This is a genomic window from Sphingomonas sp. BL2 (genome assembly GCF_056680015.1).
This window is the reverse complement of the sequence record NZ_CM155261.1, coordinates 2,743,389-2,756,489: the sequence shown is the minus strand read 5'-3', so window position 1 is coordinate 2,756,489 and position 13,101 is coordinate 2,743,389. Positions and strand designations below refer to the sequence as shown.

Below are 13,101 nucleotides of genomic sequence, written 5' to 3'. Positions count from 1 at the left end.
CGTCGCCCTTTGCCTTGCGCGACGAACGGCGGCATGGTGGCGGCAAGACGGTATGAGGGATGGCGATGACGGTTCGGCGTAAGCTTTTGGTGGGTGCGATCGCGTTGAGCGGAATGCTGGCCGCCGCCCCCGCGTTCGCCGATGTGAAGGCGGGCGTCGATGCCTGGGCGAAGGGCGATTATCCGCGGGCGATCACCGAGTGGCGCCCGCTGGCTGTGGCAGGCGATGCGGACGCGCAGTTCAACCTGGCGCAGGCGTACAAGCTCGGGCGCGGCGTACCGCTGGATCCGGTGCTGGCCGAGAGCTGGTTCCGGAAGGCGGCGCTGCAGGGGCATGTGCAGGCCGCGGACAATTACGGGCTCGCGCTGTTCCAGGCCGGCAAGAAGACGGATGCGCTGCCGTGGCTGCAGAAATCGGTCGCGCACGGCGAGCCGCGGGCGCAGCTCGTGCTCGGGACGATGCTGTTCAACGGCGACGGCATACCGCGCGATTTCCCGCGGGCCTATGCGCTGATGACGCGGGCCTCGGCGTCGGGATTGCAGTCGGCCTCGCAGACGCTCGCGCAGATGGACCAGTATATCTCGCCCACCGACCGCGAGAAGGGTACCGCGCTGGCGCAGCAATATGCGTTGCAGTCCCCGCCGGCGGGGCCTTCGCGTGCGACCGTCGGGCAAACGCCGGTGGCGCCGCCGCGTACCGCCAGCACGCCGCGTCCGTCGAAGCTGCCGCCGAGTTCGCTTCCTGCGCGCGTTCCCGGGCCGACCCGCGAACCGGCCCCTACGCGGGACCCGACACCGACACCGACGCCGACGCGCGAGCCGGCACCGGTCAGGCAGGCGCAGGTGAAGCCGCCCAAGCCTGTGCCGGCAAAACCTGCTCCGGCAAAAGCTGTAGCGGCCAAGCTCGCGCCGGTGCGTGCGACGGGCAATTGGCGCGTCCAGCTTGGCGCGTTCCGCGATCAGGGCAATGCCGAGACGCAGTGGAACAAGGTTCGCGGCAAGCTGCGCGGTGCACAGCCCTTCTACGCGAAGGCGGGCGGCGTGACGCGGCTTCAGGCGGGTGGCTTTGCCTCGAAGGCGGATGCTACGCGGGCTTGCTCGGCGTCTGGCGTGGCGTGTGTGATCGTCGCGCCCTGAGCAAATGTACGGGTCTGCGGCGATACTCATGACGAGGATGTGTGCATGTTCTTCCTGACCTTGGCGTTGCTGTCCGCGCCATCGACTTGCACCGAGATCAAGCAGCAGTGCCGCGCGTGCCCTACCGCGCCGAGCGTCAAAGGGTGTTCTACGGTCGGGATTGCGTGCCAGCCGACGCGTCGCATCTGCGAACCTGCCGTCCCTCCGAAGTCCGTCGCGCGGGCGGACCGGGTGGCTGACAAAAAGGCGCGCTGAGCGATCGTGCCTTTGGCCAGCGGACGAGCGATCGGGTGCGGCAGGGATCAAATAGCCGGACCGGTCGTTTCGTTTCGACATCGACCGGGAGCTAGATGCATGATTTCGAAGACCTTGGCGCTGGCAGTTGCCGGAGCGACGCTGTTGGCCGCATGTTCTGGCGAGCAGCCTGCGACTACCAGCAACGACGCGATGGGGGATAATGGTGTGTCGTTGCGTAATCTGGCCGAGACCGAAGTGGCGGTGCCCAAGCCCGAGCAACTGACCGTGAAGGGGCGGCTTATGCCGACCCCGTCGGATCCGACGTCGCGGCATTTCCTGTTGCGCGAACGGAAAGCGGCCAGCGGCACGATCATCGCGATCCTGCGGCAGGAACATGACGGCAAGGTCGCCTATGCGCGCACCGAGACCGATTGCGGCAAGCGGTTGTTCCATGTGCTGGGCGTTGGCCCAAACCGCGCGCTGGTCGAGACGAACGTAGCGCATGATGGCCCGTTGCGGCCAATCAAGGGTTTGCCGTTGCGGGAGGAACTCGCGATGTATGTGTGCAACGCGAGCGGTACGCCGTTGGCGAAGGGCTGACGCGACTTGCATCCTCCCCCGCCAGGGGGAGGTGGCTGGCACTTGCCAGACGGAGGGGGAGGTAAGGGAAACCAGCGTTCCGTGTCCTCCCCCTCCGTCGCCTTCGGCGCCACCTCCCCCTAGCGGGGGAGGATCGCAGGGACGGCTAGTCCCGCACCCAATCGCGCTTTGCGATGGCTTGCGCATACAGTAGCGCGGTCAGGTCGCCGTGATCGATCCGGGCGGCTGCGGCCGCTGCGACGATCGGCTTGGCGCGGTAGGCCACACCCAATCCCGCAGACTCGATCATCGCCAGATCGTTCGCGCCATCACCTACCGCGAGTGATTCCTCTACCACGATCCCCCGCTCGGCGATCGCGGCCCGTAGCGTCGTGAGTTTTGTGTTCGATCCGACGATCGGCTTGGTCACCTTGCCCGTCAGCACGCCACCCTCGATCTCCAGCACGTTGGCAATCGCGCGGTCGAAGCCGATCTGCTTTGCAACCGGCTCCGCGAACCGCGTGAAGCCGCCCGACACCAGCACCGCGAGAGCGCCCCGCGACCTCATCGTCCGCACGAGAGCCTTCGCGCCGGGCATGATCGTGACTCGCTCGGCGAGACAGCGTTCGATATCGCTTTCGGCCAGCCCCTTGAGCAGTGCTACGCGGGCGTCGAGTGCGGCTTCGAAGTCCAGTTCGCCGCGCATCGCGCGCTCGGTGATCTCCGCGATCTGCGGCTTGATACCGGCATAGTCGGCGAGTTCGTCGATGCATTCGACGGTGATCATCGTCGAGTCCATGTCAGCTACTAGAAGCTTCTTCGTGCGAGCCAGGCTCGACTGCACGACCACGTCGGTCGCAGCGAATGCCCCCTCGAGCGCGACCCGCGCCGCATCCGGCGCCATGCCGAAGATCAGGTCGGCGGCATCGCCCTCGTCGATCCAGCCGCTCGTACCCGGTGCGCAGCCGGCGTCGCGCAGGCGGTCCATCGCGGTCGAAATATCGCCTGCGGTCAGCGTGCCCGAGGCTATAAGCGTTGCCGTGAACATAGAAACTCTCCCGAAGGTCGCGCTCATCGCAGGGCCGACCGCGAGCGGCAAGTCTGCGCTCGCGCTGGCCGTAGCCGCGCGCCACGACGGCGTCGTCATCAACGCCGATTCCGCGCAGGTCTATGCCGACCTCCGCATCCTCACCGCGCGGCCGTCGTCAGAGGAAGAGGCCAGCGTCCCGCACAAACTGTTCGGCCATGTCGACGCCGCCGACGCGACCTACTCCGCTGCGAGCTGGGCCGCCGAGGCGACGCTGGCGATCCGCGACACGCTGGCCGAGGGCAAGCTACCGATCCTGGTCGGCGGCACCGGGCTCTACATCCGCACGTTGCTCGACGGCATAGCGCCCGTCCCTGCGATCGACCCGGCCCTCCGCGAGGAGGTCCGCGCCCTACCCGTGGCGGAGGCGCACGCCGCGCTCGCGCAACTCGACCCACAAGCCGCCGCCAAGCTCAACGCAGCCGACACCACCCGCGTCGCCCGCGCGCTCGAAGTCGTCCGCGGCACCGGCCGCACGCTCGCCGATTGGCAGACCGAGAACGTCGGCGGGATCGGCGACACGATCGACGTCCGCGCGCTGATCCTGATCCCCGACCGCGACTGGCTCAACGCGCGCATCGACCGGCGCTTCGCCGAGATGGCCGACACCAGCCGCGAGGAGATCGCCGCGCTGCTCGCCCGCACCGATATCCCGCAGGACGCGCCGATCCGCCGCGCGATCGGTGTGCCTGAGATCGCCGCGCTGGTTCGGGGCGAGACCTCGAAACCCGATGCCATCGACGCCGGATCGCTCGCCACGCGGCGCTACGCCAAGCGCCAATATACGTGGCTCCGGCACCAGCCGCCCGCCGCCTGGCCCCGTACCGAAGCGCTCGATCTCCCAACGCGCTTGCAGCAATTTGAAACTATATTGCTCATATGATGTTTGACACGCATCTTTTATATCGGTAGCCGGCCCCACCACGAGGCGCTAAAGGCAGCGTTCTCGCAAAGGATGATATGAAATGACCGAGAAGAGTGGAGCCGATATCCTGATCGAGGCGCTGTGCGATCTCGGCGTGGAGGTCGTCTTCGGCTATCCGGGTGGCGCCGTGCTGCCGATCTACGACGCGTTGTTTCGCTCGGGTCGGATCAAGCACATTCTGGTGCGCCACGAACAGGCTGCGACGCATGCCGCGGAAGGCTATGCGCGCTCGACCGGCAAGCCCGGCGTGGTGCTCGTCACCTCGGGCCCCGGCGCGACCAATGCCGTGACCGGGATCACCGACGCGCTAATGGACTCGATCCCGATGGTCGTGATCACCGGCCAGGTGCCGACCGCGCTGATCGGCACCGACGCGTTCCAGGAGGCCGATACCGTCGGCATCACGCGCCATTGCTCGAAGCATAATTACCTCGTGAAGGATCCTGCCAAGCTTGGCGACGTGATCCACGAGGCGTTCCACATCGCCACGTCGGGTCGTCCCGGCCCGGTGGTCGTCGACATTCCCAAGGACGTGCAGGTCGCGACCGCGCGCTACAAGAAGCCTGGGCCGATCCAGCACAAGACCTATCGCCCGCAGGTGAAGGCCGACCAATCGCAGATCGAGCAGCTCGTCGACATGCTCGCCGCGGCCGAACGTCCAATCCTGTACACCGGAGGCGGCATCATCAACTCGGGCCCGGCCGCGAGCCAGTTGCTGTGCGAACTCGTCCGCATCACCGGCGCGCCGGTGACGTCGACTTTGATGGGCCTCGGCGCCTATCCCGCATCGGGGCCGCAGTGGCTCGGCATGCTCGGGATGCACGGCACTTACGAGGCCAACATGGCGATGAACCAGGCCGACCTCGTCGTCGCGCTCGGCTCGCGCTTCGACGACCGCGTGACCGGGCGGCTCGACGCGTTCAGCCCGAATTCGCGGAAAGTGCATATCGATATCGATCGCTCGTCGGTGAACAAGACGGTGCGCGTCGATCTTGGCATCATCGCGGATGTCGGCCATGCGCTCGAGGACATGGTGCGGATCTGGAAGAGCCGCCAGCACCCGAAGCCCGACACGACCGACTGGCAGCGTCGGATCGCTGGCTGGCGCGCGGTGAAGTGTCTCGATTTCCCCGAGAACGACCCGAACGAGATCATGCCGCAGCGCGCGATCCGGGCGCTGTTCGACGCCACGCACGCGCGTTCGCCGATCATCACGACCGAGGTCGGCCAGCACCAGATGTGGGCGGCGCAGCATTTCGGGTTCGAGAAGCCGAACAAGTGGCTGACCAGTGGCGGTCTCGGCACGATGGGCTACGGCCTGCCCGCGGCGATCGGCGCGCAGCTCGGCAACCCGAACGCGCTGGTGATCGATATCGCCGGCGAAGCGTCGATCCAGATGAACATCCAGGAGCTGGCGACCGCCTCGCAATACCGGTTGCCGGTGAAGATCTTCATCCTCAACAACCAGTATATGGGCATGGTCCGCCAGTGGCAGGAGCTCACCTACGAGAGCCGCTATGCCGAGAGCTATTCGGATTCGCTGCCCGATTTCGTGAAGCTCGGCGAGGCGTATGGCTGGAAGGGCATCCTGATCGAGACGCGCGACCAGCTCGACAGCGGGATCGCCGAGATGCTGGCGTATGATGGCCCGGTGATCGTCGATTGCCGCGTGTCGCAGCTGACGAATTGCTTCCCGATGATCCCGTCGGGCGCTGCGCATACCGACATGATCCTGCAGGCGAACGAAGTGTCCGGCACCATGGACGACGAAGCGAAGGCGCTGGTGTGATGGCAGCCCAGATCGCCACCGAATTCCCCTCCCGCCTGCGGGAGGGGTTAGGGGAGGGCCTGACGCCCACAGCATCGGCAGCCCTCGCCTCCCCTCCCCCGACCCCTCCCGCAAGCGGAAGGGGAGAGTAAGAAACCATGCACATTTCCCAGGAAAAGGCCGAGCGGCATACGCTCGCCGTCATCGTCGACAACGAACCCGGCATCCTCGCCCGGATCGCCGGCCTGTTCACCGCGCGCGGCTATAATATCGAGAGCCTGACGGTGAGCGAGATCACCGCGGACAAGTCGGTCAGCCGGATCACCATCGTCACCAGCGCGTCGCCGGCGACGATGGAGCAGATCATTGCCCAGCTCGACCGGCTGGTGCCGGTGCACAAGGTTACCGACCTTACGGCACAAGGCGCGCACGTCGAGCGCGAGCTGGCGCTGGTGAAGGTGCGCGGCACCGGCGACCACCGGATCGAGGCTTTGCGCCTCGCCGACGTGTACCGTGCGCGCGTGGTCGATGCGACGACGTCGAGCTTCGTGTTCGAGGTCACCGGCGGGATCGACAAGATCGACAAGTTCGTCGAACTCATGGGCGAAGTCGGCCTCATCGAAGTCGCCCGCACCGGCATCGTCGCGATCGCCCGCGGCAAAGAGCCGGCCTGAGTTTCACTACCCGACTTCATCGACACCCATTTCGATCTCACCCCGCCCCTAACCGTCACCCCAGCGAAAGCTGGGGTCTCCCCGGCTCCTGTCCGCCAAGAGCCGTATGAGATACCAGCTTTCGCTGGCATGACGGGATTTGCCGCTGGCGTGGCGGATTGAGGGCACCGACGCTTCAAGACCCAATTCTTCCAGAAAGGACCTTTCCAATGCGTGTGTATTACGATCGCGACGCCGACCTGAACCTCATCACCGACAAGAAGATCGCGATCGTCGGGTACGGCTCGCAGGGTCACGCGCATGCGCAGAACCTTCGCGATTCGGGCGTCAAGGACGTCGCGATCGCGCTCCGCGAAGGCTCGGCGACCGCCAGGAAGGCGATCGAGGCGGGCTTCGCAGTCAAGTCGAACAAGGAAGCCGCCGCCTGGGCCGACATCGTCATGATCCTCGCGCCCGACGAGCATCAGGCGGCGATATACGCTGCCGACCTGCACGACAACCTCAAGCAGGGTGCGACGATTGCGTTCGCACACGGCCTCAACGTGCATTTCGGCCTGATCGAGCCGCGCGCCGATCTCGACGTCATCATGATCGCGCCGAAGGGCCCCGGCCACACCGTGCGCAGCGAGTACGTCCGCGGCGGCGGCGTACCCTGCCTGATCGCGATCGACCAGGACAAGTCGGGCAACGCGCATGACATCGCCCTCGCGTACGCCAGCGGCGTCGGCGGCGGTCGCTCGGGGATCATCGAGACCAACTTCCGCGAAGAATGCGAGACCGACCTGTTCGGCGAGCAGGCCGTGCTGTGCGGCGGCATCACCCACCTGATCCAGGCTGGGTTCGAGACGCTGGTCGAGGCCGGCTACGCGCCCGAGATGGCGTATTTCGAGTGCCTCCACGAGACCAAGCTGATCGTCGACCTGCTGTATGAGGGCGGCATCGCCAACATGCGCTACTCGATCTCGAACACCGCCGAATACGGTGACATCACGACGGGTCCGCGGATCATCACGGCGGAGACCAAGGCCGAAATGAAGCGCGTGCTGGCGGACATCCAGTCGGGGCGGTTCGTGAAGAACTTTATCCTCGACAACCGCGCGGGGCAGCCTGAGTTGAAGGCGGCGCGGAAGCAGGCGCTTGCGCATCCGATCGAGAAGATCGGGTCGGAACTGCGTGGCATGATGCCTTGGATCGGGAAGAATGCACTCGTTGATCGCGAACGCAACTGAGCGAAGCGAACGCGCGTGAGCGCGGCCGGCACGACGGAGCCTGCCCATAGGGCACGGCTTCGCCGGGTCCGACGGGCAGGCGTGAGGAAAATCCTGAGGTCAGCGTGAAGCCTGCCCCTACCCTACCACCCCGGCGAAGGCCGGGGCCCAGTTGGGGGACGTTGCTAACGGACGACTACGCTCCGTTACCTCGACCTTTCCAACTGGGCCCCGGCCTTCGCCGGGGTGGTATTGTGAGGTTGGGGCCGCTCTCTCCTTACTGTTCCCTCGCGAACGCGGGGGTCCAGGGTATCGGGCGGTGATCGTGGTTTAGCTGGGGCCCCGCGTCCGCGGGGGAACGAGAGCTGGCGATGGACTGTACCGGGAGCGGGAGCGGGAGCGCGACGCCCACCGACCCAATTCCGAAACACAGCGTTGGCATAACGTCGTTTGACGCGCCCCCTCCCCTCGGCCAGCATCGCGCGTTCAACAGGAGTCCCCGCATGCGCCTAGTCCTAGCCACGATCCTCGCCCTCACCGCCGCGCCCGTTCTCGCGCAGACCGCAGGCGTCCCCGGCGCCCCCGTCAAGGCACGCGTCGCCGCCGGCACCTACGCGGTCGATCCGAACCACACGCAGGTCACGTGGCAGGTCAACCACATGGGCTTCTCGATGCTCGAAGGGCAGCTCGGCGCATCGGGCGGCAGCATCACGATCGATCCCGCCAAGCCGAACGCGACCAAGGTCGAGGTGAACTTCGCGATCGACCAGCTGTCGGTCACCGCAGCGCCGTTCGCGGGCCATCTGAAGTCGAAGGACTTCTTCGACGCCGCGACCTACCCGACCGCCAAGTTCGTCTCGACCAAGGTCGTTGCGACCGGCGACAAGGCGACGATCACCGGCGACCTCACGCTCAAGGGCGTCACCAAGCCGGTCGTGCTCCAGGCGACCTTCATCGGCGCAGGCGCGAACCCAATGAACAAGAAGCTCAACTTCGGCTTCCACGCGACGACCTCGATCAAGCGCAGCGACTTCAACCTCGGCGCCTACGCCCCGGTCGTGTCGGATAAGGTCGACCTGACGATCAACGCCGCGTTCTCCGCGCAATAATATACCAATTTCCCTATCGCGCTGGACACGGGACGTGTCCGCGCGATAGGACGCCATCAATGACGCACGGCCGCCTCCTGCTGCTTCGACTTACGCGCCCTTAGGCGCGCCGATCGTTTGCGCGGTGGCCATGCCCCGCGCCTCGCGCCTAAGGGCTGACCCGAACGCTCCCGACGACACGAGAGACACGAGCCATGCTGCGCGACCCATCGACCAAATACCGTCCCTTCCCCCAAGTCGACCTGCCCGACCGCCAATGGCCGTCGAAGACCATCGTCAAGCCGCCGCGCTGGCTCTCGACCGATCTGCGCGACGGCAACCAGGCGCTGATCGACCCGATGGATGCAGAGAAGAAGACGCGCTTCTTCGACCTGCTCTGCAAGGTCGGGCTGAAAGAGATCGAGGTCGGCTTCCCGAGCGCCGGCGCGACCGAATTCGACTTTATCTCCGGCCTCGTGAAGACCGGCCGCATCCCCGACGACGTATCGATCCAGGTGCTGACCCAGTCGCGCCGCGACCTGATCGAGACGAGCTTCGCCAGCCTGGTCGGCGCGAGGACCGCGATCGTGCACCTGTACAATGCGGTCTCCCCCGCCTGGCGCAAGATCGTGTTCGGGATGGACCGCGCGCAGGTGAAGCAGATCGCGATCGACGGCGCCAAGGTACTGCGCGACGAAGCCGCCAAGCAGCCGAACGTCCGCTGGCAGTTCGAATACAGCCCCGAGACCTTCTCGACCGCGGAACTCGATTTCAGCCTCGAGGTCTGCGAAGCAGTGATGGACGTCCTGATGCCGACGCCCGAGAACCCGATCATCTTCAACCTACCCGCGACCGTCGAGTGCGCTACGCCGAACATCTATGCCGACCAGATCGAGTGGTTCGGCCGCAACATCCGCAACCGTGAGGCGGTGGCGATCTCGCTGCACACGCATAACGACCGGGGAACCGGCGTTGCGGCGGCGGAGCTTGGCATGATGGCGGGCGCGGACCGCGTCGAGGGCTGCCTGCTCGGCAATGGCGAGCGGACCGGCAATTGCGATCTCGTGACCGTCGCGCTCAACATGTACACGCAGGGGGTGGATCCGAAGCTCGACCTGTCGGACATCGACGGCGTCGTGAACACGGTCAATTACTGCACCAACATCCCCGTCCACCCGCGCACGCCCTATGCCGGCGACCTAGTCTTCACCGCGTTTTCCGGGTCGCATCAGGACGCGATCAAGAAGGGCTTCGCGGCGCAGGAGGCGAAGAACGACACGCTGTGGGAGGTGCCGTATCTGCCGATCGACCCCGCCGATCTCGGCCGCAGCTACGAGGCGGTGATCCGCGTGAATTCGCAGTCGGGCAAGGGCGGCGTCGCTTGGGTGATCGAGCAGGACAAGGGGCTGAAGCTGCCCAAGCGGTTGCAGGCCGACTTCAGCCGCCACGTCCAGGCCTATGCCGACGAAACCAGCCGCGAGTTGAACGCCGCGGATATCTGGAGCCTGTTCGAGCGGACCTACATGCCGCAGGCGGACGACCGGGTCGAACTGCGCGACTACGAGGAAAGCGGCGCCTCGGGGCAGCGCGTGTTCATCGGTCGCGTCGCGATCGATGGCGAGGAGCGGTCGATCTCGGGGCGCGGCAACGGCTTGATCTCGGGTGTGATCGCGGCGATCGCGGAGTCGACCGGGCCTACGCTCGACGTCGTCGATTACAACGAGCACGCGATCGGCCACGGGGCGGACGCGCAGGCGGCGGCGTATGTCGAATGCCGGACTGCCGAGGGTCGGACGGTGTTCGGAGTCGGCATGGATACCGACATTGCCACTGCCTCGGTGCGTGCGGTCCTGAGCGCCGCCAACCGCGCCTGAACTTTAAAATACGGCCACCGGCTGAACGGTGGCCGTTTAACCTTACGCCAGCTTCGCCAGCAACGCCTGTGCCGCCTTTGCCGACGAGGCGGGGTTTTGGCCGGTGATCAGCAGGCCGTCCTCGACCACGTACACGCCCCAGTCTGCGGTCTTGGAGTAGTTGCCGCCCTTCTGCTGCAGCATGTCCTCGACGAGGAACGGCACGACCTCGCTGAGCCCGACCGCCGCCTCTTCGCTGTTGGTGAAGCCGGTGACGGTCTTGCCCTTTACCAGCGGCGCGCCATCGGCAGCCTTCACGTCGCGAAGCACGCCGGGTGCGTGGCAGACGAGGGCGACGGGCTTGCCTGCACCGATCGCGGTCTCGATCAAAGCGATTGATGCCGGATCGTTGGCGAGATCCCAGAGCGGCCCGTGCCCACCGGGATAGAACACTGCGTCATAATCGGCGATCCGAATATCCGACAGTCTGCGCGTATCGGCGAGCGCCGCGGTGGCCTCCGCATCGGCGTCGAACCGCCGCGTCGCATCGGTCTGCGCGTCGGGCTTGGCGCTGCTCGGATCGAGTGGCGGCTGGCCGCCCGCCGGCGACGCGAGCGTGATGTCCACGCCGGCGTCCTTGAACACGTAATAGGGCGCGGCGAGCTCCTCGAGCCAGAAGCCGGTCTTGCGGCCGGTATCGCCGAGATCGGCATGCGAGGTGAGGACGACGAGAATTTTCAACTTTGGTCTCCGGATCAGGTTCGTGGGGAGAGAACGAACCGGCTCTTGGATCGGCACCTTACGACTGGAAAACCAAATGCGTCCGGTCGAGGGACTATCGCTCCCGCACGATCCGGCAGCCGATCGCGGCGTCTGGGTAGACGTCGGTCTTCACCGTCTCGATCTCGACCCGCCTCACCCGTTCGTCACCCAGGCACAGCGCAGCGATCGCCTCGCACAGCGTCTCTTGAAGAGCGAACGGGCGCTCCGCTACCATCGCCAGGATGCCTGCGCGGACGAAGTCGTAATCGAGCACTTCCCCGATCGCATCCTCGCCGAGCGGGGCTGGATACACGACCGTCATCTCGACCGAGACAACCACGCGTTGTGGCGCGACCTCGTGCGGGTGAATGCCGAGGCGCATCATCACCTCGAGTCCGTCCAGGATCGTCGTGAATTCAGCCATTTCGCCCCTCGAACATCACGTCGCCGTCTCGCGTCAGAAACCGTTGCCCGCAATCGACGAACACATTCTGCCCCGTCACGCCTCTTGCGGTCAGCACCCACGCGACCGCGTCCGCGACCGCCTCAGTACCGACCGGTCGCTTCAGTAGGTTGTCACTCGCCACCGCCGCGAACTCCTCGTCGCTCTGGTCACCGCTCGGCAGCGTCAGACCCGGCGACACCGCATTCACTGCGATACGTGGGCCGAGCGCCTGCGCCAGCATCGTCGTCGCCCCCTCCAGCGCGATCTTGCCGCAGCTATACGAGAAGAAGTCCGGGTTGAGGTTGGCCACCTTCTGGTCGAGCACATTGACCACAGCGCCATCCGCGACGTCGTCCTGCGACGCCAGCGCGGAGGCCAGCAGCACCGGCGCGCCGCAATTGATCGCGCCAAGCTCGGCGAACAGTACCGGATCGACGGCCGGCGGTCGGTCGAACTCGAACTTCGACGCGCAGTTCACCAACCCGTCGATCGGCCTGCCAATCGCCGAGCGTGCCGCCGCGAACAGGTCGCCGATCGTGCCGAGGTCACTCAGGTCGCCCGCTACCGAAGCAGCACGCCCTGCCCCGTCGACGATCTCCGCCACCAGTGCGGCCGCCTCGTCGGGAGAATGTCCCTGATGCACAACCACGGCATGCCCGTCCGCCGCCAGCCGCCGAACGATTGCCGCGCCCAGCCGCTTCGCCCCGCCCGTGACCAGCACGGTTCGCATCAAACGCCGCGCCCCATCAACGCCAGCACTTCCTTGCGACTGCGCTCGTCGTCGCGGAACACGCCCATCATCCGGCTCGTGACCATCGTCACCCCCGGCGTGCGGACACCGCGCGCGGTCATGCAGGCATGGCTCGCCTCGATCACCACCGCGACGCCCTGCGGCTTCAGATTGTCCCAGATGCAGTCGGCCACTTCCGCGGTCAGCCGCTCTTGAACCTGCAGCCGGCGTGCGAAGCCGTGCAGCACACGCGCGAGCTTCGAGATGCCGACGACATGATTGCGCGGCAGGTAGGCGATGTGCGCCTTGCCGATGATCGGCGCCATGTGATGCTCGCAATGCGATTGGAACGGGATGTCCTTGAGCAGCACGATCTCGTCATAGCCGCCGACTTCCTCGAACACGCGTTCGAGGTGTTTGGCCGGATCGTCGCCATAGCCCGCGCAATATTCCTTCCACGCACGTGCAACACGACGCGGCGTGTCGAGCAGGCCCTCGCGGGTCGGATCGTCGCCTGCCCAGCGGATCAGCGTATGGATCGCCGACGCTACGTCATCGGGCACAATCATCTTGCCGTCGGGACCGAGTACATCGGCTTCAACCGGCCGC

At 66.1% G+C, this 13,101-nt stretch carries 13 protein-coding genes; 8 read left to right on the top strand and 5 right to left on the bottom strand.

Annotated features, from left to right (window positions below; genetic code table 11):
• Nucleotides 1–65: 65 nt before the first annotated feature.
• Both AC1ME3_RS12885 and AC1ME3_RS12880 read left to right on the top strand, forming a co-directional pair.
• Nucleotides 66–1,136: an SPOR domain-containing protein gene (locus tag AC1ME3_RS12885; RefSeq protein WP_480953462.1), complete on the top strand. Its 1,071-nt coding sequence runs from the start codon at nucleotides 66–68 to the stop codon at nucleotides 1,134–1,136.
• A 354-nt stretch (nucleotides 1,137–1,490) separates the two neighbouring features.
• Entirely contained in the window at nucleotides 1,491–1,973 is a 483-nt protein-coding gene (locus tag AC1ME3_RS12880) for a hypothetical protein (protein WP_480953461.1), read from the top strand.
• Between the two features lie 145 nt (nucleotides 1,974–2,118).
• On the opposite strand, the gene serB is transcribed toward AC1ME3_RS12880, so the two are convergent.
• Complete coding sequence (serB, locus tag AC1ME3_RS12875) at nucleotides 2,119–3,000, bottom strand: phosphoserine phosphatase SerB (protein WP_480953460.1); 882 nt, start codon at nucleotides 2,998–3,000, stop codon at nucleotides 2,119–2,121.
• Here serB and miaA point away from each other — a divergent pair.
• The 6 genes from miaA to leuA all read left to right on the top strand — a co-directional run bounded on the left by miaA (nucleotide 2,993) and on the right by leuA (nucleotide 10,576).
• Entirely contained in the window at nucleotides 2,993–3,922 is a 930-nt protein-coding gene (miaA, locus tag AC1ME3_RS12870; RefSeq protein WP_480953459.1) for a tRNA (adenosine(37)-N6)-dimethylallyltransferase MiaA, read from the top strand. The two genes, serB and miaA, sit on opposite strands and share 8 nt — an antisense overlap.
• Nucleotides 3,923–4,004: 82 nt before the next feature.
• Nucleotides 4,005–5,753, top strand: a complete 1,749-nt coding sequence (locus AC1ME3_RS12865) for an acetolactate synthase 3 large subunit (RefSeq protein WP_056048115.1) — start codon at nucleotides 4,005–4,007, stop codon at nucleotides 5,751–5,753.
• A 137-nt stretch (nucleotides 5,754–5,890) separates the two neighbouring features.
• Complete coding sequence (gene ilvN / locus AC1ME3_RS12860) at nucleotides 5,891–6,406, top strand: acetolactate synthase small subunit (RefSeq protein WP_056048113.1); 516 nt, start codon at nucleotides 5,891–5,893, stop codon at nucleotides 6,404–6,406.
• A 209-nt stretch (nucleotides 6,407–6,615) separates the two neighbouring features.
• On the top strand, nucleotides 6,616–7,635 hold the full coding sequence (gene ilvC / locus AC1ME3_RS12855; RefSeq protein WP_480953458.1) for a ketol-acid reductoisomerase: 1,020 nt from the start codon (nucleotides 6,616–6,618) through the stop codon (nucleotides 7,633–7,635).
• A 482-nt stretch (nucleotides 7,636–8,117) separates the two neighbouring features.
• Nucleotides 8,118–8,723 (top strand): YceI family protein, encoded by a 606-nt coding sequence (locus AC1ME3_RS12850; protein WP_480953457.1) that lies wholly within the window; start codon nucleotides 8,118–8,120, stop codon nucleotides 8,721–8,723.
• A gap of 194 nt (nucleotides 8,724–8,917) precedes the next feature.
• Nucleotides 8,918–10,576 (top strand): 2-isopropylmalate synthase, encoded by a 1,659-nt coding sequence (leuA, locus tag AC1ME3_RS12845; RefSeq protein WP_480953456.1) that lies wholly within the window; start codon nucleotides 8,918–8,920, stop codon nucleotides 10,574–10,576.
• Between the two features lie 42 nt (nucleotides 10,577–10,618).
• On the opposite strand, the gene AC1ME3_RS12840 is transcribed toward leuA, so the two are convergent.
• The 4 genes from AC1ME3_RS12840 to folE all read right to left on the bottom strand — a co-directional run bounded on the left by AC1ME3_RS12840 (nucleotide 10,619) and on the right by folE (nucleotide 13,061).
• The gene (locus tag AC1ME3_RS12840) at nucleotides 10,619–11,296 is read right to left on the bottom strand and encodes a type 1 glutamine amidotransferase domain-containing protein (RefSeq protein ID WP_480953455.1); all 678 of its coding nucleotides are present in this window, start codon (nucleotides 11,294–11,296) and stop codon (nucleotides 10,619–10,621) included.
• Nucleotides 11,297–11,390: 94 nt separating this feature from the next.
• Entirely contained in the window at nucleotides 11,391–11,741 is a 351-nt protein-coding gene (locus tag AC1ME3_RS12835; protein ID WP_480953454.1) for a dihydroneopterin aldolase, read from the bottom strand.
• Nucleotides 11,734–12,492, bottom strand: coding sequence for an SDR family NAD(P)-dependent oxidoreductase (locus AC1ME3_RS12830; protein ID WP_480953453.1), 759 nt, complete (start codon nucleotides 12,490–12,492; stop codon nucleotides 11,734–11,736). The genes AC1ME3_RS12835 and AC1ME3_RS12830 overlap by 8 nt, the downstream gene beginning before the upstream one ends.
• On the bottom strand, nucleotides 12,492–13,061 hold the full coding sequence (gene folE, locus AC1ME3_RS12825) for a GTP cyclohydrolase I FolE (RefSeq protein WP_480955828.1): 570 nt from the start codon (nucleotides 13,059–13,061) through the stop codon (nucleotides 12,492–12,494). Before folE ends, AC1ME3_RS12830 begins: the two co-directional genes overlap by 1 nt.
• Nucleotides 13,062–13,101 lie beyond the last annotated feature (40 nt).

Coding starts and splice junctions, on each gene's coding strand:
- AC1ME3_RS12885 (WP_480953462.1), top strand. CDS start 66: ATGACGGTTCGGCGTAAGCTTTTGGTGGGTGCGATCGCGTTGAGCGGA.
- AC1ME3_RS12880 (WP_480953461.1), top strand. CDS start 1,491: ATGATTTCGAAGACCTTGGCGCTGGCAGTTGCCGGAGCGACGCTGTTG.
- serB (WP_480953460.1), bottom strand. CDS start 3,000: ATGTTCACGGCAACGCTTATAGCCTCGGGCACGCTGACCGCAGGCGAT.
- AC1ME3_RS12865 (WP_056048115.1), top strand. CDS start 4,005: ATGACCGAGAAGAGTGGAGCCGATATCCTGATCGAGGCGCTGTGCGAT.
- ilvN (WP_056048113.1), top strand. CDS start 5,891: ATGCACATTTCCCAGGAAAAGGCCGAGCGGCATACGCTCGCCGTCATC.
- ilvC (WP_480953458.1), top strand. CDS start 6,616: ATGCGTGTGTATTACGATCGCGACGCCGACCTGAACCTCATCACCGAC.
- AC1ME3_RS12850 (WP_480953457.1), top strand. CDS start 8,118: ATGCGCCTAGTCCTAGCCACGATCCTCGCCCTCACCGCCGCGCCCGTT.
- leuA (WP_480953456.1), top strand. CDS start 8,918: ATGCTGCGCGACCCATCGACCAAATACCGTCCCTTCCCCCAAGTCGAC.
- AC1ME3_RS12835 (WP_480953454.1), bottom strand. CDS start 11,741: ATGGCTGAATTCACGACGATCCTGGACGGACTCGAGGTGATGATGCGC.
- AC1ME3_RS12830 (WP_480953453.1), bottom strand. CDS start 12,492: ATGCGAACCGTGCTGGTCACGGGCGGGGCGAAGCGGCTGGGCGCGGCA.
- folE (WP_480955828.1), bottom strand. CDS start 13,061: ATGATTGTGCCCGATGACGTAGCGTCGGCGATCCATACGCTGATCCGC.